21 protein-coding genes are annotated in these 26,424 nt (G+C 66.8%); 7 read left to right on the forward strand and 14 right to left on the reverse strand.

Annotated features, from left to right (window positions below):
• Nucleotides 1-47: 47 nt before the first annotated feature.
• The 10 genes from AWU67_RS12585 to rplJ form a co-directional block, all read right to left on the reverse strand.
• Complete coding sequence (locus AWU67_RS12585) at nt 48-2,021, reverse strand: ABC transporter ATP-binding protein (protein WP_067229618.1); 1,974 nt, start codon at nt 2,019-2,021, stop codon at nt 48-50.
• 59 nt (nt 2,022-2,080) lie between these two features.
• On the reverse strand, nt 2,081-3,223 hold the full coding sequence (locus AWU67_RS12590; protein ID WP_067229626.1) for a GNAT family N-acetyltransferase: 1,143 nt from the start codon (nt 3,221-3,223) through the stop codon (nt 2,081-2,083).
• A gap of 110 nt (nt 3,224-3,333) precedes the next feature.
• On the reverse strand, nt 3,334-4,323 hold the full coding sequence (locus AWU67_RS12595; RefSeq protein WP_082716967.1) for a carbohydrate ABC transporter permease: 990 nt from the start codon (nt 4,321-4,323) through the stop codon (nt 3,334-3,336).
• On the reverse strand, nt 4,320-5,453 hold the full coding sequence (locus AWU67_RS12600) for a carbohydrate ABC transporter permease (RefSeq protein ID WP_067229630.1): 1,134 nt from the start codon (nt 5,451-5,453) through the stop codon (nt 4,320-4,322). Before AWU67_RS12600 ends, AWU67_RS12595 begins: the two co-directional genes overlap by 4 nt.
• Nucleotides 5,454-5,642: 189 nt before the next feature.
• Nucleotides 5,643-6,992 (reverse strand): ABC transporter substrate-binding protein, encoded by a 1,350-nt coding sequence (locus tag AWU67_RS12605; RefSeq protein WP_067229632.1) that lies wholly within the window; start codon nt 6,990-6,992, stop codon nt 5,643-5,645.
• 187 nt (nt 6,993-7,179) lie between these two features.
• Nucleotides 7,180-8,430: an MFS transporter gene (locus AWU67_RS12610; RefSeq protein ID WP_067229635.1), complete on the reverse strand. Its 1,251-nt coding sequence runs from the start codon at nt 8,428-8,430 to the stop codon at nt 7,180-7,182.
• 1 nt (nt 8,431) lies between these two features.
• Complete coding sequence (locus AWU67_RS12615) at nt 8,432-8,887, reverse strand: MarR family winged helix-turn-helix transcriptional regulator (protein WP_067229636.1); 456 nt, start codon at nt 8,885-8,887, stop codon at nt 8,432-8,434.
• A 96-nt stretch (nt 8,888-8,983) separates the two neighbouring features.
• Complete coding sequence (locus tag AWU67_RS17390; RefSeq protein WP_160329754.1) at nt 8,984-9,139, reverse strand: hypothetical protein; 156 nt, start codon at nt 9,137-9,139, stop codon at nt 8,984-8,986.
• A 319-nt stretch (nt 9,140-9,458) separates the two neighbouring features.
• Nucleotides 9,459-9,836 carry a 50S ribosomal protein L7/L12 gene (rplL, locus tag AWU67_RS12620; protein ID WP_047412741.1) on the reverse strand — a complete coding sequence of 126 codons (378 nt, stop codon included), beginning with the start codon at nt 9,834-9,836 and terminating at the stop codon, nt 9,459-9,461.
• Nucleotides 9,837-9,885: 49 nt separating this feature from the next.
• The gene (gene rplJ, locus AWU67_RS12625) at nt 9,886-10,371 is read right to left on the reverse strand and encodes a 50S ribosomal protein L10 (protein WP_067229637.1); all 486 of its coding nucleotides are present in this window, start codon (nt 10,369-10,371) and stop codon (nt 9,886-9,888) included.
• Between the two features lie 444 nt (nt 10,372-10,815).
• Between rplJ and AWU67_RS12630 the strand changes: the two genes are divergently transcribed.
• Both AWU67_RS12630 and AWU67_RS12635 read left to right on the forward strand, forming a co-directional pair.
• A complete protein-coding gene (locus AWU67_RS12630; RefSeq protein ID WP_067229639.1) occupies nt 10,816-12,525 on the forward strand; it encodes an MDR family MFS transporter in 1,710 nt (569 codons plus the stop codon).
• 10 nt (nt 12,526-12,535) lie between these two features.
• Nucleotides 12,536-12,979 carry a MarR family winged helix-turn-helix transcriptional regulator gene (locus tag AWU67_RS12635; protein ID WP_067229642.1) on the forward strand — a complete coding sequence of 148 codons (444 nt, stop codon included), beginning with the start codon at nt 12,536-12,538 and terminating at the stop codon, nt 12,977-12,979.
• 79 nt (nt 12,980-13,058) lie between these two features.
• Here the strand turns inward: AWU67_RS12635 and AWU67_RS17550 are convergent, their stop codons facing one another.
• The 3 genes from AWU67_RS17550 to AWU67_RS12650 form a co-directional block, all read right to left on the reverse strand.
• The gene (locus AWU67_RS17550) at nt 13,059-13,871 is read right to left on the reverse strand and encodes a hypothetical protein (protein ID WP_129586712.1); all 813 of its coding nucleotides are present in this window, start codon (nt 13,869-13,871) and stop codon (nt 13,059-13,061) included.
• Between the two features lie 266 nt (nt 13,872-14,137).
• Nucleotides 14,138-15,814: a sensor histidine kinase gene (locus AWU67_RS12645; RefSeq protein ID WP_082716969.1), complete on the reverse strand. Its 1,677-nt coding sequence runs from the start codon at nt 15,812-15,814 to the stop codon at nt 14,138-14,140.
• On the reverse strand, nt 15,811-16,563 hold the full coding sequence (locus AWU67_RS12650) for a response regulator transcription factor (protein WP_067229648.1): 753 nt from the start codon (nt 16,561-16,563) through the stop codon (nt 15,811-15,813). The genes AWU67_RS12645 and AWU67_RS12650 overlap by 4 nt, the downstream gene beginning before the upstream one ends.
• 184 nt (nt 16,564-16,747) lie before the next feature.
• Here AWU67_RS12650 and AWU67_RS12655 point away from each other — a divergent pair, with 184 nt between their 5' ends.
• From AWU67_RS12655 to AWU67_RS12670, 4 genes are all read left to right on the forward strand, one after another.
• Entirely contained in the window at nt 16,748-18,226 is a 1,479-nt protein-coding gene (locus tag AWU67_RS12655) for an ABC transporter permease (protein WP_067229651.1), read from the forward strand.
• A 167-nt stretch (nt 18,227-18,393) separates the two neighbouring features.
• Nucleotides 18,394-19,062, forward strand: a complete 669-nt coding sequence (locus AWU67_RS12660; protein ID WP_067229654.1) for an ABC transporter ATP-binding protein — start codon at nt 18,394-18,396, stop codon at nt 19,060-19,062.
• 93 nt (nt 19,063-19,155) lie between these two features.
• Nucleotides 19,156-21,045, forward strand: coding sequence for a DUF4012 domain-containing protein (locus AWU67_RS12665; protein ID WP_129586713.1), 1,890 nt, complete (start codon nt 19,156-19,158; stop codon nt 21,043-21,045).
• A gap of 141 nt (nt 21,046-21,186) precedes the next feature.
• Nucleotides 21,187-22,686, forward strand: a complete 1,500-nt coding sequence (locus tag AWU67_RS12670) for a sugar transferase (protein ID WP_234407252.1) — start codon at nt 21,187-21,189, stop codon at nt 22,684-22,686.
• A gap of 208 nt (nt 22,687-22,894) precedes the next feature.
• Here the strand turns inward: AWU67_RS12670 and AWU67_RS12675 are convergent, their stop codons facing one another.
• Nucleotides 22,895-24,844 carry a glycosyl hydrolase gene (locus AWU67_RS12675; RefSeq protein WP_160329755.1) on the reverse strand — a complete coding sequence of 650 codons (1,950 nt, stop codon included), beginning with the start codon at nt 24,842-24,844 and terminating at the stop codon, nt 22,895-22,897.
• Nucleotides 24,845-25,412: 568 nt separating this feature from the next.
• Here AWU67_RS12675 and AWU67_RS12680 point away from each other — a divergent pair.
• On the forward strand, nt 25,413-26,423 hold the full coding sequence (locus tag AWU67_RS12680) for a glycosyltransferase (RefSeq protein ID WP_129586715.1): 1,011 nt from the start codon (nt 25,413-25,415) through the stop codon (nt 26,421-26,423).
• Nucleotide 26,424: the final 1 nt, after the last annotated feature.

Consider the following 26,424-nt stretch of genomic DNA (forward strand, 5'->3'; position numbering starts at 1 on the left):
TTGTTGCCTCCGAAGGGCAAGCGGCCCGCTGGTCGAGCGCACGGCAGCTACTCGGGCAGGTCGGCCACCGGCAGCGGCCCGGCGATCGCCGAGAGTGCACTCTGCTCTGCGAACAGGCGGGCGTACACCCCGCCGAGGGCGAGTAGCTCGCCATGCGTTCCGCGCTCGACCAGCCGGCCCGCCTCGACCACGAAGATGACGTCGGCGTTGACCACGGTCGAGAGCCGGTGCGCGATCGCGATCGTCGTGCGACCGCGCGCCGCGTCGTCCAGCGCCGCCTGAACGATCCGCTCCGAGATCACGTCGAGCGCGCTCGTCGCCTCGTCCAACACCAGCACGGCCGGGTCTTTCAGCAGCACGCGCGCGATTGCGATGCGCTGCTTCTCGCCGCCTGAGAGCCGGTAGCCACGCTCGCCGACCAGGGTGTCGTAGCCGGCCGGGAACCCGGCGATGGTCTCGTGGATGTTCGCCGCGCGAGCCGCCCTCTCCAGCTCGGCGTCGGTGGCATCCGGCCGGGCGTAGCGCAGGTTCTCGGCGATCGTCGCGTGGAAGAGGTACGTTTCCTGGCTCACGATGCCGATGTGTGAGACCAGCGATTGCTGGGTGAGGTCGCGCACGTCGACCCCGGCGAAGCGCACCGCCCCGCTCGAGGCCTCATAGAGCCGCGGCACCAGGTACGACACCGTCGTCTTGCCCGCTCCGCTCGGCCCGACGAAGGCCGCGTACTGGCCGGGCTCGACCGTGAACGACACCTCGTCGAGGGTGGGCCGCTCGCTCTCGGCCTGGTCCGGGTAGCGGAAGCTGACCCGGTCGAACTCGACCCGGCCAAGCTCCGCTGCCCCCTGGCCGACGCTTCGAGCCGCGGATGCCGCGGCACCATCGGTCGGCAGCGTCAGGGCATTCGGGGCGTCGACGATCGCGGGCTTCAGGTCGAGGTACTCGAAGATGCGGGCGAACAGTGCCGTGGAGGTCTGCAGGTCCAGCGCGACCCGCATCAGGCCCATCAGCGGGAACATCAGCCGGGCCTGCACCGTGGTGAAGGCGACGATGGTGCCCGCCGTCACGTCGGTGGCGCCGCCGGCGATCAGGTAGCCGGCGGCCAGGTAGACGATCGCCGGGATGCTGGAGAGGAAGATGCTGACGAGGGCGAAGAACCACTGGCCGCTCATCTGCTGGCGCACCTGCAGCGTCACCTGGTTGGCGTTCTCGTCGGCGTAGCGGGCGATCTCGGTGCCCTGCCGGGTGAAGCTCTTGGAGAGCAGGATGCCGCTGACCGACAGCGTCTCCTGCGTGATCGCCGTCATTTCCGACAGCGACTCCTGCGTCTTGGCGGCGATGCGGGCCCGCACCTGGCCGACCCGGCGCTGGGCGATGACCATGAACGGCATCAGCACGACGGCGATCAGGGTGAGCTGCCAGTTCAGCAGCAGCATCGCGATGAACGCCGCGATCACGGTGACGGTGTTGCCGAGCACGCTGGAGATCGTGTTGGTCAGCACGCTGGCGACGCCGCCGACGTCGTTCTGCAGCCGCGATTGGATGACGCCGGTCTTGGTGCGGGTGAAGAAGCTCAGCTCCATCGCCTGCAGGTGGGTGAACAGGCGCACCCGCAGCGTGCCCATCACCGAGTTGCCGACCGTGGCGGTGAGCCAGGTCTGCCAGACGCCGAGCAGCGCGCTGACGACGAACACCACGACCATGGCACCGACCAGCCAGGCGAGCAGCGTGAGGTCGGGGCCGCCGGATGCCGGGAACAGCGCGTGGTCGAACACACGTTGCGTGATCAGCGGCGGGATGACGCTGAGCCCCGCCCCGATCAGTACGAGCACGACGGTGATGACGAGCTGGGGCTTGTGCGGGGCGAACAGCGCCGCGATGCGCGTCAGCAGGTGCGGGATCTCGGGCGCCTCGGCGTTGATCGCCCGTTGCGCCTTCTCGTCGGCCGCGCTGACACGCCCGCCGCGGCCTCCACCGCCACCCCCGCCGCCGCCTCGTCCGCCGCCGCCTGGTACTCCGCTCATAGCCTCACCCTACGTCGTCGCCCGACGCCGGGGCGCGGTGCCCGTCTCGACGAGCCCGGCTAGAAGTTCTCAGAGATCCAGGTGGTCGGCAGCACGGCCCACCCGTCGAGCAGGGCGGCCGCGTCCTCGTCGACGATGGTCGCGTGCCCGGCATCCGCGATGCTGGCCACGCTGGCCGAGCCGCTGAACCAGGCGGCCAGGCCGCGGGCGGTGAACCGCACGCCCGCATCCGCCTCCGCCGCTGGCTGCACGGCCATCGCCCCGCCGGCCACGGCCAGCGCCCAGCCTCCGGCGTTGTCGGCGAACACCTCGTCGTCGACGGCGATCACCGCGCCGCCGTCGAGGCGGGCCCATTGCCGCCCGGCAAGCGCCCCGGCGACGTCGAGCACGCGCAGCATGTACGGCGTGCGCCGCCCCGGAATCGTGTTGCCGGTGAGCTGGGCGAGCGCGGGGTGAGCGTCGACGCCCGCCATCGTCGCCACCCTGACGACCGAGCTCCAGCTCGCCACCGAGCGCATGAGCGCCGCGTAGGCGCCGGGGCTGAGCGCCGCGACCTCCTCGACGCGCAGCGCCACCTCGTCGTTCTCGGTCTCCGTCCTCCAGGCGAGGTAGCCGAGCACGCGCTGCCCGTCGTGCACGACGCTCACCCGCGAGAACTCCGGCCAGCTGCTCTCGTCGCGGTGCACGGCGAACGCGCTGCGGCGCGCGGCCTGCCGGTAGACGTCGAGCAGGGCGGCCGCGTCATCCGGGGTGGACTCGCGCAGGGCGAGCCCGGCAGGCACGCGGATGCCGGCCGCCGCTGCCATCGGGATCTTCCACCGCTTCGGGCGGGCGATCAGCTCGAAGCCCAGCGAGCGGTAGAGGGCCGGCGCCGCCCCGAAGAGCGTCGAGATCAGGGCACCGCGCTGCCTGGCTGCGGTCAGGGTGTCGACCATGATCGTCTGTGCCGCCCCACTGCCGCGGTACTCCGGGGCGACGGTGACATTGCCGATGCCGGCCGTGGCCAGTTCGGCGCCGCCGATCAGCGTGTGCATGTGGATGTCGAACGCCTGCGCGACGAGCGCGTCCCCCTCGAACAGCCCGTAGCGTTCGAACGGACGCCTCGGCCCGGTGACCTCCCCCGTGATGCCGAAGGCCTCCCGCAGGTGCCGTTCGGAGAGCGCGGACTCCGACTCATTGAGCCGGCGGCTGACCCGGCTCATCGAGGGTCCCCCGCGCTGTTGGCATCCTCTGCGGCGATTCCCGCCGCCCCGTCCGGTGCTGCACTCATGGTTTCACCCTATGTGCTCGACCCCGGCCGGCGCGGCGGAGGCTACCCCTTGGTCGACCCGGCCAGCAGACCGCGCACGAAGTAGCGTTGCAGCGCGAAGAACACGATCAGCGGAACGATGATGGCCACGAATGCACCGGCCGTCAGCAGGTTCCAGTCCTGCCCGCGGCTGCCGCTGATCTCGGCCAGCAGCTTGGTGATCGGCGCTACCTTGCCGTCGGCGAAGACGAGCGCGACGAGGAGGTCGTTCCACACCCACAGGAACTGGAAGATCGCGACGGAGGCGATGGCCGGAACGGTCAACGGCAGCACGATCCGGTAGAAGATCTGGCCGTGTCCTGCACCGTCCACCCGTGCGGCCTCGATCACCTCTGAGGGGATCTCGGTGACGAAATTGTGCAGCAGGAAGATCGCCAGCGGCAGCGCGAAGATCGAGTGCGCGATCCACACCTGAGTGTAGGAGTTCGAGGCACTGAAGCTGCTGAACAGCTCCACGTTGCCAATCTTGACCCCGCGCGAGAACAGGCTGAGCAGCGGCACGAGTGCCATCTGCAGCGGCACGATCTGCAGGGCGAAGACTCCGATGAAGAGGATATTGCGCCCCTTGAAGTCGATCCAGGCGAAGGCGTAGGCGGCGAGGCTGGCCAGCACCAGCGGGATCAGCGTCGCCGGGATGGTGATGGCGATCGAGTTGATGAACGCGCCCGCCATGTTCAGCTGGCTGTTGCCGGCCTCCAAAACCTGGGCGTAGTTGTCGAGCGTCACACTCGGGTTGGCGAACCAGGTCCACCAGCCGGAGACGTTGATGTCGGCGGCCGGGCGGATCGAGGTGATGAACAGTCCGAGGGTCGGCAGCGTCCAGAACACGGCGATCACGAGTGCCGCCAGCGTTGCCCACCGGTTCGTCAGTCGGTGCTTCACCCGGCCGCCGGTGGTGCTGGTGTCCGTTGTCCCGAACCGCGCCCGCCCGCCGCCGCGCTTGGCGCCGCCGGCGTCCTTCGTTGTGACCAGCTCGGTCTCCGTGGGGCTCATCGGATCTCCCTCTGCTTGCTGATCTGTCTGGCGTTGTAGACGATGATGGGCACGACGAGCAGGAACAGCACCAGCGCCAGTGCGGCCGAGCGGCCGAGTTCGAAGCCCTTCCACTGGCTGTACATCTCATTGGCGAGCACGCTGGTCGAGTTTGCGCCGGCTGTCATGGTGCGCACGATGTCGAACACCTTGAGCGAGACGATGGAGATCGTGGTGAGCACCACGACGAGCGAGGGCCTGATCGCCTGCACCGTCACATTGCGGAAGCGCTGCCAGGCATTGGCGCCGTCGATCTCTGCCGCCTCCAGCTGTTCGACCGGAACGCCTTTGATCGCCGCGGAGAGCACGACCATGGCGAATCCGGTCTGGATCCAGATCATCACGACGATCAGGAAGAACGTGTTCCACGGCGAGTTCGCCAACCAGTCGACGGGTTGGCCGCCGAACATCACGACCACCTGGTTGAGCAGGCCGATCTGCTGCTGGTCGGCCGGCCGGGCCGCGTACACGAAGCGCCAGATGATGCTGGCGCCGACGAACGAGATGGCCATCGGCATGAACACGAGAGCCTTGAAGTATTTCTCCCCGCGCGACTTGTCGATGAAGACGGCATAGGCCAGCCCGAAGATCGTCGAGAGCACCGGCACGAACAACACCCAGATGATGGTGTTGATGACGGTGCGGATGCCGGTCTCCTGCGTGAAGATCCAGACGAAGTTCTCGAAGCCGACGAAGCGGTTGCCGCGACTGTTCATGAAGGCGGCGATCGTGGTGATGATGGTCGGGTAAATGAGGCCGATGGAGAGCAGAACCACGGCCGGGGCGAGGAACCCGACGAGTTGGAACAGGTAGCCGGCACCTTGCCGCGCCCGCATGTCGAGCCAGAAGAAGAGGCCACCGAGCACGGCAGCGACGGCCGCGGCCCACCAGAGCGAGCCGAGGAACAAGAACACCAGAGCGGGGATCAGCACGCACGCGGCGAGCCGGATCACCGTGAACTTGCGGCCGCTGCGCGGTGCGACCTCCAGCAGGAAGATGAGCACGGCGATCGCGGCCCCGAAGCTCAGCACCACCACAACGACTTGCAGCAACGCCGGCAATGTCGCTATCCAGCTAAAGAACGCGGACACGGGGCCTCCCTCGGTGGAAACGCTCTGCAGCGGTGCTGAGCAGTAGGTGGTGCAGTGCTGAACGTGGTGCTGCGTAGAAAGTGTTGCTGTGCAGTATCGCGGAGCGGTGCCCCTGTGTCGAGCGGATGCCGGGACTCGAAGTCACCGGCATCCGCTCGGCTCATGCAGCGCTCTGCTGCGTGGCGCCTGTTATTCGGACGGCCACGAGGCGTCGATCGTCTTCAACACCTCGTCGGTCGGCTTGCCGTTGATCCAGTCGACCATCCCGGTCCAGAACGAGCCGGCTCCCACGATGCCGGGCATCAGGTCAGAGGCGTCGAAACGGAACGTGGTGTTCGGGTCCTGCAGGATCTTGATGGACTCCTGCAGAATCGGGCTGGAGGCGTTCGCCGGGTCGAGACCCTTGTTGGCGCTCAGCACGCCGCCGAGGGCGACGCGGCTGTTCGCCCAGTCGGCACTCGAGAGGTACTCCTGCACCTTGGCGGTGTCGGCGTCGTTGGAGAACGCGGCGACGATCTCGCCACCACCGGTGACGGCGGTTCCGCCGGCCTTGACCGACGGGGTGATGAACGCCCAGATGTCGGCATCCGGCCCGACGGTTGCGTTGCCGTTCTTCGGGTCCTGCAGGAAGCCGTCGAAGAAGCTGGCCTGGTGGGTGAGCGCGCAGCTGCCGTCGCCCATCACGCGGGCCACATCACCGAATGGCGTGGAGTTGATCGACTTGACGTCGCCGAATCCGGCGTTGACGTAGTCGGTCTGGAGCAGGATGTCCCCGACGGAGTTGAACGCATCGGCAATGGCGGGGTCGGTGAACGGGATCTCGTGCTTGACCCACTTGTCGTAGGTCTCCGGCCCGGCCTGGCGCAGCACGAGGTCCTCGACCCAGTCGGTGCCCGGCCAGCCGGTCGCCGCGTCCGAGCCGAAGCCGGCGCACCACGGCGGCTTGCCCGTCTTCGCCTGGATGGTCTTGGTGAGCGTCATCATCTCGTCCCACGTGGTCGGAACCTCGACGCCCCACTCCTTGAACTGTGCCGGCGAGTACCAGATGAAGCCCTTCACACTGGCCATGAGCGGAGCGCCGAAGAGCGTGCCGTCGACCGTCGCGTAGCTCGCCCAGTCCTCGGACCAGCCGTCCTTGACGTTGCTGGCAACGCCGTCGGGTGCCGGCTGGATGTAGTCGCGCGAGACCATGTCAGAGAAGAGACCGGGCTGCGGGAAGATGCCGAGGTCCGGGGCGTTGCCGCCCTGCGCGCGGATCGCGATCTGGGTCTCGAACTCCTTGCTGCCCTCGTACTGGATGTCGATGTTGTTGGCCTTCTCCCAGTCGGCCCACGACTTCTCCAGCAGCTCAGCCTCGGTGTCGACGATCGTGCCATAGACGGTCACAACGCCGTCGGCCGTGCCCGCATCGCCCGGACCGGCCGGTGCGCTGCTGTCACCGCCGCTTCCCGAATCCGATGCACAGCCGGAGAGCACCAGCCCGAAAGCCGCGAGAGCGGCCACGGGCAGAAGTACCCGGCGAGAATTCTTCAACTGCATGATTCCTCCTCATTGAGTCCGTGAGAGCGCTCCCACGACGGCCAGTCAAGCGATTACGCACGTTCTGCGCAAGGCCGACGAGTGGATCGTCACGACAACGTTAGGCAAAGAGAACCACGTCACTCAATGATTCCGCAGTTCGGCAGCATCCTTGATAGTCGAATCGTTACGCAGCGCGCAGTGCGCGTTATGCGTCGCCGATGCCGATCGCCTCGGCCTCGACCAGCGCCGTCTCGACGTGCCCGTCAGCGCTTCGCAGCGCCTTGCGGCCGACGATCACGATCGTCACCGAGACGAGTACGGCCAGCGCCCCGGCGAAGAACGGGGCAGAGGGCGAGAGCGCCTCGGCCAGCAGGGTCGCGACGGGCGGCGCGACCGCGCCGCCGAGGAAGCGCACGCCCGAGTAGGCGCTCGAGGCGACGGAGCGCGGCAGATCGGTCGCCTCCATCACGCACTCGGTGAGCACGGTGTTGAGCACGCCGAGCAGCATGCCGCCGACCACGACGCCGATGATCACAGCCGGCAGCGAGTCGACGAGCAGGGCCATGACGAGCAGGTCGACGGCCAGCAACGGCATCACCAGCCAGAGCACGCGGGTGCGCGGCATCCGCTTGGTCAGGATCGGCGCCACCCACACCGAGGTGATCGCCACCGAGACGCCCCAGCCGAAGAAGACCAGGCCGAGGCTGATCGCGTCACCGACGCCGAGCGGAACCAGCGCGAACGGCGTGTAAGCCAGGAGCACGAAGAAGGCGAAGTTGTAGAAGACGGCGGCGGCAGCCAGGATGCCGAGGGCTGGCCGGGCCAGCGCACGGAAGGGCGCCGAGAGCCGCGTCGGGGTCGGCTTCGTGGCGCCGGCTGGGGCGGGCTGCAACAGCACGAGCAGCGCGATGAATCCGATGGCCATGAGTGCCGCCGTGCCGAAAAACGGCCCGCGCCAGCTGATGCTGCCGAGCAGGCCGCCCAGCAGCGGGCCGATGGCGAGGCCGAGCCCGAGTGCCGCCTCGTAGAGAATGATCGCAGAGGAGGTGCCGCCGGATGCCGCGCCGACGATGGTCGCCAGCGCGGTTGAGATGAACAGCGCGTTGCCGAGGCCCCAGCCGGCCCGGAAGCCGATGATCGTCTCGATGTCACCGGCGAGGCCGGCCGCGAGCGCGAACACCACGATCAGTGCCAGGCCGATGAGCAGCGTCTTCTTGGAGCCGATCCTGCTGGAGATCCAGCTGGTGAAGAACATCGCGACACCGGTGATGACGAGGTAGCTGGTGAACAGCATCACGGTCTCTGTCGGCGTTGCCTGCAGCTCGCTGGCAATGGCCGGCAGGATCGGGTCGACCAGGCCGATACCCATGAACGCGACGACGCTGGCGAAGGCGACCGCCCACACCGCCTTCGGCTGTCGCAGAATACTGGTTCGCTCCTCGAGCGTTTCTGTCATCTCATGCTTCTTTCGGTGTTGAGGATGGGGCGTCCAGCCGCTGGTGCACGATCTGCACGGCGCGGGCGATGGCCGCCACCTCGTCAGGGTCGAGCCCGTCGAACTGCGGCAGGATGGCCGCGATGAGTTCGGCCCGCCACGCCGCGAGCGCGGCGTGGCCGCTGCTCGTTGCGGCGAGAACGGTCGCCCTGGCATCGGCCGGGTCGGCGATCCGCTCTACCCAGCCGCGTTCAACGAGCGTGTGCACGAGCTTGGTCATGGTGGGCTGGGCGACGCGGCTGAGCAACGCCAGCTCGCCGAGGCGCACCGGCCCGGCGTCGCGCAGGGCGCTCAGCGTGCGCCAGATAGCGGGTGACTCCGCCCCCTCGGTGAGTTGCGCCGCCATGCGCGTGAGCTTGTTGCTCACGACGATGAGTTCGCCGAGCACCTCGGGGAGTCGGTCGGTCGTGTTCGTCATCTCCCGATTATACATAGCTCAGCTATACATAGCCTGCGAGTGCCGTTAACGGGCGAATGCCCCGACTGGCGTGTCGGGGCATTCATCGTGGGCGGACTACCGGATCCAGTTGGCCGTGGTGGCCAGGTGGCTCCGGTACATATCCGGCGGGTGGCTGGCGTGCTGCCGCTCATCGCCGGTGAGGTACGCGTCGGCGATGAGCCCGCCGAGCGCTGCGGCGAATCGTCGCCAGTTTCCGAGTTGTCTATTCACGGGGTGTTGCCTTCTGTGCATGCGTCCACCACAGTGTGGGTGCACAGCCGCACCGCCCCGCCGGTGCGGGAGGGCGCGCTGGAATGGACGCGGGGTTGCCGAAACTGCCGAGTGGCAGAACGGATGCCTCAGGCATCCGTCGACGGAACCCTCACGCGTCTGGCAACCGGCCGCGCGAGCGACCAGGTTAAACGCAAGAGGGCGCCGCCCCGTTTCGGGGGCGACGCCCTCGGAACACGGAATACCTGATTTTTCGAGGTCAGAGACCTCGGATGCAGGAGACCGCGTCCGAATTCAAGCCCGGCAAGCCGGGCGCGAATTACTTGAGGGTGACGGTAGCGCCGGCCTCTTCGAGGGCAGCCTTCGCCTTCTCGGCGGTCTCCTTGTTTGCGCCTTCGAGGACAGCCTTGGGGGCGCCATCGACGACAGCCTTGGCCTCGCCAAGACCGAGCGAGGTGAGCTCGCGGACGGTCTTGATGACCTGGATCTTCTTGTCGCCAGCAGCCTCGAGGATGACGTCGAAGGAGTCCTTCTCCTCAACCTCTTCAGCAGCGGCGCCCGCGCCACCGGCAGCGGCGACGGGAGCGGCCGCGGTGACCTCGAACTTCTCTTCGAACGCCTTCACGAACTCGCTGAGCTCGACAAGGGTCAGGCCGGAAAACTGCTCGAGCAGCTCTTCAGTGGTGAGCTTCGCCATGATGTATCTCCTAAATTTCTTGGGGTTGTTGAACGAGAACGTCGGGCGCTTACGCGGCCGCGGTCTCCAGCTTTTCGCGAAGCGCGTCGATGGTGGCGGCAGCCTTGCCCATCGTCGCCTTCATCATTCCCGCTGCCTTCGCAAGCAGAACCTCGCGGCTCTCGAGCGAGGCGTACTTGTTGACCTCGTCGGCATTGAGGGCCTTACCCTCGAAGATGCCGCCCTTGATCACAAGACTCGGGTTTGCCTTGGCGAAGTCACGAACGGCCTTTGCGGCGGCGACAAAGTCGCCGTGCACGAAGGCGACGGCGGACGGGCCGACGAGGTCGGCATCCAGCGTCGTGATCCCCGCGTTGTTCGCGGCGATCTTGGTCAGCGTGTTCTTCACCACGGCGTAGCTCGCGTCCTGACGGATGTTGCCGCGCAGCTGCTTGAGCTGGGCAACCGTCAGGCCGCGGTATTCGGTCAGCAGAACGGCGGTCGAGGTCTCGAACAGGTTCGTGAGCTCGGCAACCGTGGCTTCCTTGTTCGCCATGGCCTACTCCTATATGTCTACGTCACACATCACGGTAGCGATGTGCACCCAGACCGCCCGGATTGAGGCAACAAAAAAGCTCCGGCGCAAGCGCACGGAGCTGGAGACAATCTTGCGATTGAAAACTACTTCACACACCTACGCGGGCCCTTGTTTTCACAAGCCTTCGGTCGCCGTGCATTTCTGCACAGCAACGCCAGCGGTCTTTGGCTTCGTACAGGCTAACGGATGCCGCGCGCCGGCGCAAATCGCGCGCCCAGTCGCCATTAGTTGACAGTGGTCAACTAGAAACCTATAGTTGATATCAGTCAACTACATTCTGGAGCCCCTTTGTCACAGAGCACGACCGACGTAGCGAAGAACGCGTCGAAGAAAGCATTACCACCCATTTCCGCGAAGGCCGCGAAGAAGGCCGCGAAGAACGCAGAGCTTTCTGAGAGCGGCATGACCCACCGCGAGGTGATGCAGGCACTCAGCGGCCTGCTGCTCGGCATGTTCGTGTCGATGATCGCCAGCACCGTCGTGGGCACCTCGATGCCCCTCATCATCGGTGAGCTCAAGGGCGACCAGGCCGCGTTCACCTGGGTCATCACCGCGACCCTCCTGGCCACCACCGTGTCGACGCCCATCTGGGGCAAGTTCGCCGACCTGTTCAACCGCAAGCTGCTGCTGCAGCTCGCCATGGTCATCTTCGTCCTGGCATCCGCCATCGCCGGCTTCTCCCAGGACCCCGGCATGCTCATCACGATGCGTGTGTTCCAGGGCCTCGGCGCCGGCGGCATGGCCGCACTCAGCCAGATCGTCATGGCCGACATCATCAGCCCGCGTGAGCGCGGCAAGTACGCAGGCCTGTTCGGCGCCGTGATGGCCATCGGCACCATCGGCGGCCCGCTGCTCGGCGGCGTGATCACCGACACCCTCGGCTGGCGCTGGAACTTCTTCGTCGCCCTGCCGTTCGCGATCGTGGCACTCATCCTGCTGCAGCGCACACTGCACCTGCCAAAGCTCCCCGCGCGCAAGGTGTCGATCGACTACCTCGGCATGGTGCTGATCTCCGGCGGCGTCTCGCTACTGCTCGTCTGGGTCAGCCTCGGCGGTTCGCAGTTCGAGTGGGACTCGATCACCAGCTTCGCCATGGTCGCGGGGGCCCTCGTGCTCCTCGCCCTCGCCGTGGTCGTTGAGCTCAAGGCCAAGGAGCCGATGATCCCGCTGGATCTCTTCAAGAGCCGCACCTTCACCCTCTCGGTGATCGCCAGCATCTCTGTCGGCGTGGCCATGTTCGGCACCTCGGTGTTCCTCAGCCAGTACATGCAGCTCGCCCGGGGCGCGACACCGACCGAGTCCGGTCTGCTCACCATCCCCATGATGGGTGGCCTGCTCATCTCCTCGACCGTGGTCGGTGGCCTGATCAGCCGCCACGGCAAGTGGAAGGGCTTCATGATCGCCGGCAGCGCGCTCAGCGTCATCGGCAGCTACATGCTCACCTTCCTGCACTACGACACCAACTTCTTCTACGTCGGTGTCTCGATGTTCCTGCTGGGCGCTGGTGTCGGCATGGTCATGCAGAACCTCGTGCTCGTCGTGCAGAACCAGACCGCGGCCAAGAACATGGGCGTCGCCACCAGCGCCGTCACCTTCTTCCGCAGCCTGGGCGGCACCATCGGTGTCACGGTGATGGGCTCGCTGCTTGGCACCGTCGTGGCCAGCAACATCAAGGACCACGTGATGAAGCTCTCACCCGCCAAGCAGGCCGAGGCCATGCAGGCACTCGGCGACGGCCGCATCCCGCAGGTCAACCTGCTGCCGGACTTCCTGCGCGAGATCGTAGAGAGCGCATACGGAAGCGGCGTCGGAACGATCTTCATGCTCGCCGTGCCGCTCGCGATCGTCACGCTCATCGCCGTGATCTTCCTGCCGAACGCACAGCTCAGCACGCTCACCTCGATCCAGCGCGCCAAGGCCGAGACGCCGGGCGGGCAGGATGCCCCCGGCACGCTGGCGCGTGAGCTCGAGGATGCAGAAGACGCACTCATCGATGCCACCTCCGCGGCGTCCGCGCTCCCGGCGGTGGGTCTCGCCCACCCGACGGACACGGAGTCCGTGCGGATCACTGCGGCGGCCTCCGGCCCCGGTCAGAGCACGACAACCAAATAGGATGCCGAGTATGAGCCCCGTCCGTTCCCCCGAAACCGAGGCGGCCATCGCCGAGGTTGAAGCACAGCTGGGCGTGTTGTTCGCCCGCGTTCGCACGATCTGGAAGGACGGGGCGCACGCGGTGCACCCCGACCTCCAGCCGGTGGGCTACAAGCTGTTGGCGAGCTTGGTGCGGGCGGGCTCCTGCCACGCGGGGGCGCTGGCCGAGCAGCTCGCGACCGACAAGAGCGTGATCAGCCGTCAGGTGAAACTGATGGAGGAGCTCGGGCTCGTCGTGAGCGCGCCTGACCCGACCGACGGTCGTGCCCGCATCCTCACGGCGACGCCGGAGGCCGTGGAGAAGATCAACATCATTCGTGACCGCAACCAGGCCATGCTGCGCTCGCGATTGGACGACTGGACCGGCGACGACCTCACCCGGTTCGCCACCCTGCTCGCGCGCCTCGCCGAGTAACGTCACCGCGTAGCCTCACCGAGCACCGCACCCCCTCCCGTTTGCCGGGAGGGGGTGCAGCGTTTAACGCTCGGTGCGCCTACTCCTCATTGCGGCCGAACACCAGCAGCCCCGCCATCACGGCGAGCGCGCCGAGTCCGCCGATCAGCAGCACATCGTCAGACAGATTGAGGCTGATGACGGAGCCGGATGTCGCGGCCGGCAGCTCTGGCGCCAGCGTGTCGACGGATTCCGGCTCGTCCGCCCAGTCATCGGCCCTCTCCCCTGCTGCGGTGCCGGATTCGGCATCGAGCACCAGGTTCGTCACGGGCTCGGGGAGCGGGGGCTCCACGTGCGGCGGGATTGCCGTGCCCGGATCCGGCTCCGCGCCGGCGCTCACTGGGGCAGTGGGCGTGCTCAGGCAGCGGAGCAGTGTGCCGCCGCCATCCGCAGCGCTCGCGACGGCGCGCACCGTGACGACCTGGCCGAGGTCGGCGCCGCGCACGATGTACTCGCCACGGACCGGCTTCGCGCTCGGGGTCGGGGTGGGCGTTGCCGTCGGCGTCGCGGTGGGTGCGGGCGTCGCGGTTGGGGGCTCCGTCGGCTGCGGTGCGGGCGGGGTCACCTCGGGGGTGGGCGTCGGCACGACGGCGGGCGCCGGCCCCACCAGCCAGTCGAAGGTCACGGCGGCGCCCTCGAATAGCCCGCCGGCGACGGTCGCGACGAGGGTCGAACCGACGACCGATTCGCCGCTCAGGCGCAGGTCGACGAGCGCGCACTGCGGCTCCGACAGGGCAGCGGACGAGGTGTCGGCGGCCGCGCCGACCGGCTGTGAGAGAGCGAGTCCGGACCCGACGAGCAGAGCACCGACGGCGAGCGCGCAGAGCGCTCTGCGGCTGCGCCTCATCTGCACGTGGGTCTCCCGATTGACTCGGGGCGGCACACCGGCCCGGCATCCGCGGGTGCAGCGGCTCAACCCCGGGTCAAGGCTAGTCGACGCCGACACGCCGCCAGGCCCGGGTCAAGGCCAATCGATGGCGGCAAGCCGCCAGGCCCGGGTCACGGCTAGTCGACGCCGGCACGCCGCCAAGCCCGGGTCACGGCCAAGGCCAATCGATGGCGGCACGCCTCCAGGCCCGCGTCAAGGCCAACCGACAGCGGCAAGCCGCCAAGCCCGTGTCACGGCGAATCGACGCCGGCCGTGCCGCCGAGCGGCAGCGTCACCGTGAACACCGTGTCGCCCGGTGCGCTCTGCAGCGTTACCGTGCCGCCATGCGCCTCGACGACGGCGCGCACCGTGGCCAGGCCGAGGCCGGTGCTCGGCACGGCCGCTGCACCCTCCTGCCCCGCCCGGAAGCGCGAGGCGTCGCCGCGCACGAAACGCTCGAACACGCTGTCCTGCAGCTCGGGGTCGATGCCGGGGCCGTCGTCGCGCACCGTGAGCACGGCATCCGTACCCACCCGGTGCAGGCCGAGCTCCACCGCGGTTCCCGGCGGGGTGTGCACCCGGGCGTTCGCGAGCAGGTTCACGACCACCATCTGCAGCCGGCTGGCGTCACCGTTGATGACGACGGGCTCGTCGTCGAGCGAGGCGCCCCACTCGTGATCGGGGCCGGTCACCTGGGCGTCTCCGAGCGCGTCAACGGCGAGGCCGGTCAGGTCGACGGGGCGCGATTCCAGCGCACGCCCCTCGTCGAGCCGGGCGAGCAACAGCAGGTCTTCGACGAGGGCGCCCATGCGCCGCGACTCGGCCTCGATGCGCTCGAGGGCGTGGGCGGCATCCGGCGGCAGCGCCTCGGGGCTGCGCCGGGTGAGCTCGGCGTAGCCGCGGATCGCGGCCAACGGTGTGCGCAGCTCGTGGCTGGCGTCGGCGACGAAGTGGCGCACCTTACGCTCGCTGTTCTCGCGCGCGGTGAGCGCGGATGCCACATGCCCCAGCATGCGGTTGAACGCCGCGCCCAGTTTTCCCACCTCGGTGCGCTCATCGGCGTCGGCGACGGGCAGCCGTTCGGCCAGCGCGACATCGCCGCGATCCAGCGGCAGCTCAGAGACCCGCGTTGCCAGATGGGTGACGCGTTCGAGCGGGGCCAGGGAGGCGGCGATCAGGCGGGATCCGGCGATGATCGCGATCCCGATGCCGAACAGTGCCACGATGGCGATGATCAGGCCGAGCTGTGCCGAGGTGGCCTCCACGGTCGCCAGCGGCAGCGCGATGATGAAGCTGAGCCCGGGGCCCTGCGGGCTGACGATGGCGCGGTAGTTGCCGAGGCCCGGCACGTCGACGCTGTGCGGTTCACCGTCGATGGGCATGCTGAGCAGCGCGGACCGCTGCGCGTCGTCGACGCCGAGCACGCCGCCGGCCTCCGAGATACGCCCGGCCGACTCGACGGAGTTGCCGAGGATCACCGCACCGATGGTGCCGACCGGTTGCCCGGGCACCTGCAGGGCGAGCCCGGCCTCGCCGTTGCCACCCTCCGGCGGGCTGCTGCCGGGCGGCAGGCCGGAGCCGATGCCGATGCGTCCACGGTCGGCCGCCGAGTGCAGCTGCACGTCGAGCCGTTCGAGCAGCGAGCTGTGCAGCGCGGCGACGCTGACCAGGCCGATGACGGTGGTCACCACGATGAACAGCGCGATCACGCCGAGCAGCAGCCGCCGGCCGAGTGTCAGCGGTGCACGCAGCCCGGCGAACGGGTGCCCGCCGGCGCCGTCTGGCTCCTGCCCGTCCGCCGCCGCGCCCACCGCGGCGGCCCGGGCGGTGGCGGCACGCGGGGTGGACGCCGGGACCGCCGCCTGCGGAGAGGGGCCGGATGTCGAGCTCGGCGTAGGCTCCGGCGCGCGGTCTGGCGCCTGCGTCATCCGGCAGCCTTGATCATGTAGCCGGCACCGCGCACGGTGTGGATCATGGGCTCGCGGCCGGCGTCGATCTTCTTGCGCAGGTAGGAGATGTAGATCTCGACGACGCTCTGCCTGCCCTCGTAGTCGTAGCTCCAGACGCGGTCGAGGATCTGCGACTTGCTGAGCACCCGGCGCGGGTTGCGCATCAGGAAGCGCAGCAGCTCGAACTCGGTGGCCGTGAGCTCGATCGGCTCGCCGGCCCGGCTCACCTCGTAGCTGTCCTCGTTGAGCGTGAGGTCGCCGACGCGGATCACCGGTTCGGCGCTCTGGCCGATGGCGGAGCGGCGGATCAGCGCGCGCAGTCGGGCGATCACCTCTTCGAGGCTGAACGGTTTGGTCACGTAGTCGTCGCCGCCCGCCGTGAGCCCGGCGATGCGGTCATCGAGGGAGTCCTTGGCGGTGAGGAACAGCACGGGCACCTCGCTGCCGTCGGCGCGCACCCGACGCAGCACCTCCAGCCCGTCGAAGTCGGGCAGCATGATGTCGAGCACGATCGCATCGGGTCGGAAGTCCCTGGCCACGGCCACCGCGCTGCGCCCGTCGTCGGCCGTGCGTACGTCCCAGCCCTCATAGCGCAGCGACATCTTCAGCAGGTCGGTGAGTGAGCGCTCGTCGTCGACCACGAGCACGCGCACCGGGTTCCCGTCGAAGCGCAGCGGGGCTGCGGCCTGGGCGGATGCGGCTGGGGCGTCGAAGTTGGGGCTGGTCACTGTCCGAGTATGCGGCGTGCGCCTATGAGCCGTCTATGAATCGGCTCGACGGATGCCGCATGGGCCGGCCATAGCGATCTCCCAGCCCGGCCATAGTCGCGCCATAGTCCTGCTCCCTAACTTCAGGATCGTGCCCCGGCAATCTCCGGCCCGCGCCCACCACACGATCGATACAAGGAGCTTCATGTTCTTCACACTTCTCCGGCGCGAACTCGCCGGACGGCGCAAGCAGACGGTGATCATCGCCGTCGGCCTGGGCCTCGCGATCGCCCTCGTGATCGTCGTGAACGCCTTCTCCGCCGGCGTCAAAGATGCCCAGGCCTCCGTGCTCTCCTCTGTCTACGGCGTCGGAACCGACATCACGCTCACCCAGCCGCCGACGGCGCCGAGCGACGCATCCGGCGGACCTGGCCGCTTCGACTTCGGCGCCGGGGCCGGTGCCAGCTCCGACGGAACCACGGCGATCAGCACCTCGCGGCTCGAGGTGGCGCGCGGCACCAGCACCTTCGACGCCGCGACGCTCACGACGGTCGCCGGCGTCGACAACGTCGCCGCCGCATCCGGCGCCCTGGCTCTGAACAACACCACGTTCAACGGCGAGCTGCCCGATATGTCGCAGATGCAACAGGGCGGGGCGCCAGGCGCCGGAACGACGCCGCCGGAGGGTGGCCCGGATGGCGCGGGCGGCAGCTCCTTCAACGTCGACTCCTTCAGCGTGCTGGGCATCGACCCAAGTGCGGCGGCCGTCGGGCCGCTCTCCTCCGTGACCCTCAGCTCCGGGCGCACGTTCAGCACCGCCGACTCGGACGCCGCCGTGGCCGTGCTCGACTCCAGCTACGCCACCACCGCGAAGCTCGCCGTCGGCGACAGCATCACGGTCGGCGACACCGAGGTCCAGGTGGTCGGCATCGTGAGCTCGAGCTCGGCGGATGCCGCCACCGCCGCGAACGTCTACCTCCCGCTCGGCCTGGCGCAGAAGCTCTCCGGGCTCGACGGCCAGCTCAGCACGGTCTACGTGCAGGCCGCGTCCTCGAACGACATCGCGCAGGTGCAGGCCGCGATCAAGACCGCGCTGCCCGACGTGACCGTCAGCACACAGGCCGACCTTGCAGCCAGCGTCTCCGGTTCGCTGGCCACCGCGTCCAGCCTCGTCACGAACCTCGGCCTCTGGCTCTCGATCGCCGTGCTGCTCGCGGCCTTCCTCATCGCCATCCTGTTCACGATCTCCGGCGTCACCCGACGCACCCGCGAGTTCGGCACGCTCAAGGCGATCGGCTGGTCAAACCGGCGCATCGTCGGCCAGGTCACCGGCGAATCGCTCGTGCAGGGCCTGATCGGCGGCGTCGTCGGCGTGGCCCTCGGCCTGCTCGGAGTGCTCGCCATCAACGTTGTCGCCCCGAGCTTGAGCGGTGGGCTGGGCGACGGCACTGGCGGAGGGCAGCTGGCCGCTGGCCCTGGCGGCCCCGGCGGGGCGCCCGGCGGCTTCGGGCAGGCGGCATCGGCCGCCGCGTCCACCGAGATCACGCTGCACGCGCCCGTCGCGCTCGAGGTGGTGCTGCTCGCCGTCGGGCTGGCCGTGCTCGGCGGCCTGCTGGCCGGGGCGTTCGGTGGGTGGCGTGCCGCCCGGCTGCGGCCCGCCGAGGCGCTGCGCAGCATCAGCTGAGCGGTCTCCGCCCCTCCCTCCGCTGATTGATCCACCTCCGCTGATTGAGCCGCCTCCGCCGGTTGAGTCGCCTCCGCCGGTAGATCCGCCTCCGCTGGTTGGCCGCCTCCGCTGGTTGAGCCTGTCGAAACCCCACCCCATCCGCCCCAGATCCCGAAGGACCCCACATGTACACGCTCCAGAACGTCTCGAAGAGCTACAAGCAGGGCAAGCGCTCCGTCGCCGCCCTCACCGACGTCACCCTCACGATCGACGACGGCGCCCTCGTCGCCATCCAGGGACCGACGGGCGGCGGCAAGTCGACGCTGCTGCAGATGCTCGGCGCCCTCGACCGCCCCAGCTCCGGCACCGTGCGGCTGGGCGACAGCGAGCTGTCGGCCCTCGGCGACCACAAGCTCGCCGCGATCCGCGCGCAGCAGATCGGCTTCATCTTCCAGGGGTTCAACCTCATCCCGACGCTGACCGCGCAAGAGAACGTCGAGACCGCGCTGGCCCCACTCGGCCTGGCGGCGGATGCCCGGCGCTCCCGAGCCGCGCAGGCGCTGGCGTCCGTCGGCCTGTCCGACCGCGCCGGGCACCTGCCGAACGAGCTCTCCGGCGGCCAGCAGCAACGTGTCGCCATCGCGCGGGCATTGGTCAAGGAGCCGACCGTGCTGCTCGCCGACGAGCCGACCGGCAACCTCGACGAGCAGACCCGTGACGAGATCATGGACCTGCTCGAGGGGCTCTGGCGCGATCGGGGCCTCACGCTCATCCTGGTCACCCACGACTCGGCTGTTGCCGCCCGCGCCGAACGCCGGCTGCACATCAAGCACGGCGCCGTGCACGAGCAGTAGCGGCCCGACGATTGGCCTCGGCACAGCATCCGTCGCTGGGGCCAATCGTGCCGTTCAGGATTATCCGAGCCGCGGTGCGCTAGCGTCTTGAAAGTGACTGACTTCCATGGCGCGCACCCGCAGCAGCCGCGCTCGCGCGCCGAGCGTCGAGAGATGCAGAAGGCCGCCGACCTCGCGGAGTCGGCTCGCCACGCGCGAGGCAAGTCCGGGAGCGGCCGGACGACAGTTATCTGGTTCATCGGAACCCTCTTGGTCGTTGGCCTAGGCGCAACGGGATGGGTCGGATACCAGGCACTCACAGCCAAGAATTCGCTCGAGGCGGCCAAGGGGCTGATCGGCACGGTCAAAACTCAGGCCGCCGCCGCAGATTTCGCCGGCATCGCGCAGAGCGCAGAGCTACTCTCCGATCACACCGGCACCGCCGTCGCGGCTGCCCACGACCCGTTGTGGCAAGCGGGCGAGTACGTGCCGGTCCTCGGCAAGAACCTCACCGCAGTGCGCGAGATGGCGGAGGTCGTGGATTCGATCGCCAAGGGCACCGTCGAGCCGTTGGCCTCTGTCGCAGGAGGGCTCAGCCCCGAGTCATTGAAACCCGTCGACGGGCGCATCAACATCGAGCCGATCGTGCAGCTCAGCGCCGCGTTCGGCCCTGCCGCCGAAGCTTTCCACTCGGCAGTCGAGCGTGGAGCCGCAATTGACGTCGACGGCACAGTCGGGCCAGTGCAGGATGCTGGGGCCGAACTCGTGGGGATGCTCACGAGCGCCGACGACTTGATCGGCAGCGCAGCCTCGGTGATTCAAATCGCACCGGAATTGCTCGGCGCCAACGGCCCGCGCACCTATGTGCTCATGTTCCAGAACCTCGCCGAAGCGACCGCCCTCGGTGGCAGCTCGGCAGCCCTCACCGAGATCAACGTCGACAACGGCGCGGTCGCCATTGGCCGGCAGGCCTCCAGCGGTGACTTCCCATGGCGCGACAAGGAGGGGAAAGGCGGCCCGATCGTCGCCCCGGACCCAGCGGTCGAGGACATCTACGGCCCGCTCATGTACACCCGACTCAACCTGGCGCCCAGCCGCCCCGACTTCCCCACCGCGGCCACGATCGCCAAGGAGTTTTGGCAGCAGCACATCGGCGGGAATGTCGATGCTGTCGTCTCTATCGACCCAGTGGCCCTTGCGCACATTCTCCGCGCTACAGGCCCGATCGCCATGAGCACTGGCGACCAGCTCAGCTCCGACAATGCAGTGCGACTCCTCTTGAATGAGGTCTATTTCCGCTATCAAGGGGACGACATCCCGCTATCTGACGCGTTCTTCGCTGAAGCGGCCAAGAGCGTCTTCGACTCGCTGATGAGCCCTACAACCGACATGCCCCAGCTCGTCGCGGCGATGGCGCAGAGCATTGGTGAGCATCGCATCCTCGCTTGGAGCCCGAATCCCGAGGTTCAGGCGACGCTCGAACGCACCCCCCTCAGCGGCGTCCTCCCGGCAGACAACGAAACCCAGACGACGACCGGTGTCTTCTTCCGCGATATGTCCGCATCCAAGATGGATTACTACCTCGAGACTGCCGCGGCGCTGGACACGGATGTCTGCACGGCAGAGTCCCCCACTTTCACCACAACCGTTGACCTCCGCTCCACAATCACGCCCGAGCTGGCAGCGACTCTCCCCGCTTACATTGCAAGCGCGCCGTGGGGCGGGGACAAATTCCGCACCCAGGTGTTCGTCTATGGGCCGCCTGGCGCCACGCTTGCCGACGCAACGGTGGTCACGCAAGGCGTAGAGACCACTTTCGACAAGTCGGCCAACGACCTCGGTCGCCCGGTCGCAGTCTTCAGCGTCTATCTTGCGCCTGGCGAAACGAGCCAGGTTGTCGCGACGTTCAACGCACCCGCTGGCAGCTTCGGCCCGGCAGACTTGCGCGTAACGCCAATGTTGATCCCGACGGCAACCACTGTCTCCAGTCCGGGATGCAGCTAGGAAACGCTCCCCTCCCCCCGTTGCGCAGTGACTGCGAACTCGCGCATTCGACTTCGTGCGCAGGCTGCGTCGATTCCGGTACTCATGCAAAGCTATGGAATCATGGCTGAGTAAGGTTGCGCTCGGCCCCCAAAACGGGGCATGTCGGTCGTGCCGGGAATGACATGGGGACTGATGGGGTTAGTGAGCGCTCGCGCGACAGGCGTGGTCAAGCGATTGTCTTGGCAACGTGCATACGCGGTGCGACTCTTCGTCAGTGATGTCTCCATGGTCGTGATCGCTGTTTTCGGCGCTCATTTCGTGTGGTTCAGGGATGCATCGGTTGAGCTTGGGACCGCTGACGCCCCGGAGATCCGAATCGGCTACACCACGATCTCGCTCCTCCTTGTCCTGGCGTGGATGGTCGTGCTCGACATTTTCGCCACCCGCGACCACAAAGTGATCGGAAGCGGGACACTCGAATACAAGCGCATCGCCGACGCGACGGTTTGGCTTTTCGGACTCTTCGCGATCCTCGCGTTCCTCTTCCGGCTTGAGCTTGCCCGGGGCTACTTCCTGACAGCTCTGCCTGTGGGCTTCCTCCTGCTCTTCATGTCGAGATGGGCGTGGCGCCAATGGCTCAGGCGGCAACAGAAATCGGGCGCGTATGTCTCGCGCACAATCCTGCTGGGCGAACGCAACAAATCGGCGCACGTGGCAAAAACTATCCAGCGAACCGCAGGCACCGGATTAGACATTGTGGGTGCACTCACTCATGCGGGCACAATGGCCAAAGGACCGATCGAAGGCGTCGAAGTGCTCGGCGGCTACTCCGATCTCCTGACCGCTGTAGATTCAACCCGGGCCGATACTGTCGTGCTCACCGGCGCCGATGAGATCAGTCCGGATGACATGCGCCGCATCGGCTGGGAGCTGGAATCGCGCAGTGTTGAGTTGATCGTTGCACCGGCGCTCACCGATATCGCCGGTCCGCGCATCCATGCCCGCCCTGTGGCAGGCCTGCCACTTATTCACGTGAGCTATCCCACGCTTGAGGGCGCGAAGCGTGTATACAAGCGCAGCTTCGACATCCTGGGCTCCGGCCTCTTACTTCTGCTGGGCTCACCGATCCTCATCGCGGTCGCCATCGCCGTCAAACGATCCGGCCCGGGCAACATCCTCTATCGCCAGGTGAGAATTGGCCGCGGCGGCAAGGAATTTGGCATGCTCAAGTTCCGCTCAATGGTGCAGGACGCCGATGACCAGCTTGAGAGCTTGTTGGATGCGCAGGGCACTTCCAACACTCCACTCTTCAAAGTGACGAACGACCCCCGCATCACCCCTGTCGGAAGGTTCCTACGCAAGTATTCGCTCGACGAAGTCCCGCAACTCTTCAACGTCTTCTTCGGCGAGATGAGCCTCGTCGGCCCTCGCCCGCAGCGCGCAGCCGAAGTTGCGCTGTATGACGATGCCGCCCACCGACGTCTCATCATGAAGCCCGGGATGAGCGGGCTCTGGCAGGTCAGTGGGCGGTCCAACCTCAGTTGGGAAGACAGCATTCGTTTGGACCTCTACTACGTCGAGAATTGGTCACTGACCACCGATATCGTGATTCTTTTCCGCACCGTGCGTGCTGTTGTCACCCCGGAGGGTGCACACTAAGCGTCTCTCGACACGTCGAGTGGGAAGCGCAGCATGAGGTTGTAGAGCGCAAACTCGGACGGCCTGGCGGCTCACGTCGCTCTTTTCGGCTCAGGCAAGCCCTCGGGGCGAGCACCACCCATCCGAAATCCGGGCTCACCTGGCAGCCAAACACGGCAAGGTTGACCTCTTGTGGAGCACGTGTGGCGGAGGCCCGAATATGCCTGCCCTACTTGACGACTCTCCCCTTGCTGAGATCCCCGTCGAGGAACACCGGCTGAAGCCCGAGATCCACAGTCACCTTGCCCTTCTTGGGCTTCAACTCCGTGACCGCTCCGAGATAGCTGGTCATGACAACCGGCGACTGGGTTTCATAGCTCACCCGGACCGGGCTGGTCGCCCAAGCAACACGGGTAGATTCGGCGCCCTCGCCGAAGGCGAATGAATAGCTCGTCTCGCTCAACGTGTCACGCTCGCTGAATGCCTTCCCCGTCAGCTTTCGAATCATCATGGCTTGTGCCATGGCGGCCGGCTTGGGTTGGAAGGCCGGCAGCACCTCGGAACGCTGATGCAGGAGGCCAAAGCTGTTCTCCGCCTCAACGGGGTCGAGCCCATCGTTGACGAGGTCGTACCAGAAGAATCGTTCAACATTGGCGGCGAGCGCGATTGCCTCGGCGCGGATGAGGTTTTCCGCTTGCTGCGACTCCGTGACCAAAGACGTGCTCCAGCCAAGCTCCGTCAGCCAGATCGGCTTTGGCTTCCCATCGTTGAACTCGCGGATTCGTGCATTCGCCTGCTCAAGATTTGCGATCAGAAACTCTGGACCCGAGTTGTAACCCTCTTCGTAGGGGTGGAAGCTCACTGCATCTAGATACTGCAGCCCGCCGGCCTGGTACAACTCAGTAAGGAAGGGGTCGTCTTGCCTCGCGTTTGCGGGACCAACAACTTTTGTTCCCGGGCTCTCCGAGTGAATTTTGTCCGCGGTTGGTGCAAGTAGTTGCTGGTAACACGAGCCTGTTCGACCGCATGCACCCTTGTTGAACGGCTCGTGGTTGTACTCATTGAAGAGTTCGATGGCCGTAGCGCCGTAGTGCGTGGCAATCGCGTTCGAGTAGTTTGCGTAGCCCGCAATGCCCTCTGGGCTGCTGACTGCAACACCTCCGTCGTAGTACTTGTTCGCGTATGCGCTGATGGGAAGCAGCTCAATCCCGCGCGCAGCGAACGCCGCGATTCGCCCGTCAAGGGTCGGGTCAAAGCTGTACTCCCCCTGGTTGAGCTCAGTCTTCGACCAGAACATGTCGGTCCGGGCGCTCGTGAAGCCAATCTGCTCGGCTGGAAGCTCGGACCCCGCGTAGTAGTCGCGGTCGAGGTGTGTGCCAACGCCGAATCTCTCGTCCGGCTCGGCAAGCGCCGCCTCGTCGAGGACCATGAAGGTCAAGGTTTGAACTGGGAGATTGCCTTCTACGCTGGCGAACTCAACAGAGTAGTAGCCTTGGCGCAACTCACCGAGCGGCAGGAGCCCGAGTCCGTTCTGGAACTCAATCGAGCCGCTTTCAACGTCTGCGCCCGAGACGTCACGCACGTTCCACTGGGCGCTCTGCACTCTGGCTGCGATCCCGATCGAGGCCGCGCCGCTTTGCATGATCAGGGACTCGTTCGTGATCTGTGCGTCGGCCGCGTAGTCCTCGAAGGATGCATTTGCAATCAGGTTTTCGCCCCCGGCCACGTTGAGGCTCACATTGTCAATGCGCGCAGAACCGGTATCGCCGGCTGCGTTGATCGATAGCTCGAGGGAATACTCGTCTGTCCCGGTCGTGTATTCCCAGCTCGCGTGCTCCCACTCAGCCGCTGTCTGGGCAGCCTCGAGTCTCGTCAGGGCGTTCCCGCCCACTGCGATCGAGATCGCGGTGTTGGATTCAAGAGACGCGAAGTGGTCGACGCCGAACGAGTAGGTCGTCAGCGGCGCCACACTCACCGTCTGGCGCAGGGTGACGCCGTCGGGCCCACCAGGAGTGAGCAACAGCGCAATGTTTCCTTCGCTGCTTTCTCCCGCTTCCGCACGCAATGCTGCGTCATTCGCTACACCGGCAGCGTCCCATCCCGCGAAAGCTGCTGGCGCCGACACGGTCGTCGGTGGAGAGAATTGGGCGACCGGTTTCGGGGTGGGCGTTGGAGACACACTCTGCTCCGCTTCCGGAGTCGACCCTGCTGAACTCGCCGAAATGACGACCGCAGCGCCCACCCCAATGAGAAGCGCAGCCACTGCCGATGCACCCCCGACTAGCCAGAGCTTCTTTCCCCGGCGACTCATGGGATTACCGGGGCGTCGAGTCATTTTTGGATCCTCATTTTTACGCGAGCGCTCGGTGTTGAGCGCACGGCTAGTCGATCAGGGCCGGAGTGTGATGCGGGAGCCCTAGCGAACTTCGGAGCGCTCGCCTATTCAGGCGCTACGCGCTACCGCGCTTAGATTCCACCATCATTAGACAATCAGATCCAACTCCCACGCCGGGCCTCGCAATCCCCCCGTGTGGCGCAAGAGCACCTCTCGATTCGAGAGTGCAGCCGCAGACGCCTTACTCTAGTTACGCAGTGTGAGTACTGGTCGGCTTCCGGGGCACGCTAGTCGCGGTCTTGTACTCCGGGCTAGGAACGCCCGCCCCGCTTGCAGGGAGTGGCGTTGCCGTGGCTGCATCAAGCGCTGGCACTCGACCAAAGCGCAATCAAAGAAAACCGGGGGGCTCGCTTTGAGCAAGATCGAACACAGCGCAAGCTGGTCAGAGTCGACCTCGTTCTCGCTCAGCGTATGCATTCCGACGCACAACCCCAATATGGGGTATCTCGCTGCTCTCATCGAGAGCATCGTCACAGACGGACCCGACAGCCTCGAGTTGGTGCTCTCCGATGACAACAGCACCGACCCTGCGCCGATCAGGGAGCTGCTGGAGAGTTGTTCAGTGCCTTGGACCGCGATCTGGTCGACTGAGGCGTTGGGGATGGTCTCGAACTGGAATCGGGCCGCCGCTCAGGCGCGCGGGGCGTTCACCCTCGTGACCGGTCAGGACGACCTGGTCGTTGGCCGCAATTTGAGCAGGGCGATCAACGCGGCCCAAGAGTCGCACGCGGGTCTCGTCCTCTCTGCCCCGCAATACGTCAGTTCGACCGGGACAATCACTCGGAACCCGAGCAAAGCAGCCTCCGCAGATCGAGTGTTCGACGAGTATGCGGCTGTCACCCCATCGCCTGATGCGTTGGTGACCGCCGCACTTCTGTACGGAAACGTACTCGGGGATCCGTGCCACACCTTTTTCTCGACCGTGCTCTTCAGAGACGTTGGAGGGTTCTCGGCCGAGTACGAGCACGCCGTCGACCTCGAGCTTTGGCTGCGTATGCTCGCAACCGATCCGGTTGTACTTCGAGTCCCCTATGAAATCGGCGCTCACCGTCAGCACGCCGCCGCGGCCACTGGGGTCCATGTTCGAGATGGCTCGGCTCAACGAGACAGACAGCGCTTAGTGGATCACTACGGCTCGGCGATGTCCATTGCCGCATGGAACAGAGCGGTTGCTCGCCTCCATACCCATCGGCTGAACGACCGTATCCGGCATCAGACTCCGATGCAGCCGCTCACAGCGCTCATGCGCGGACGAGCCATTGACCGTGTACGCGCATGGACCGCCGAAGCTTTGGAATCAGCCGGTCTTCGTAAACCCATGCTGGAACGGTATGTCCGTGCCGTGCCGTCGGCCGAGCGCTGAG

Origin of the sequence: Microterricola viridarii, assembly GCF_001542775.1 — a bacterium.
Taxonomy (GTDB): Bacteria; Actinomycetota; Actinomycetes; order Actinomycetales; family Microbacteriaceae; genus Microterricola; species Microterricola viridarii_A.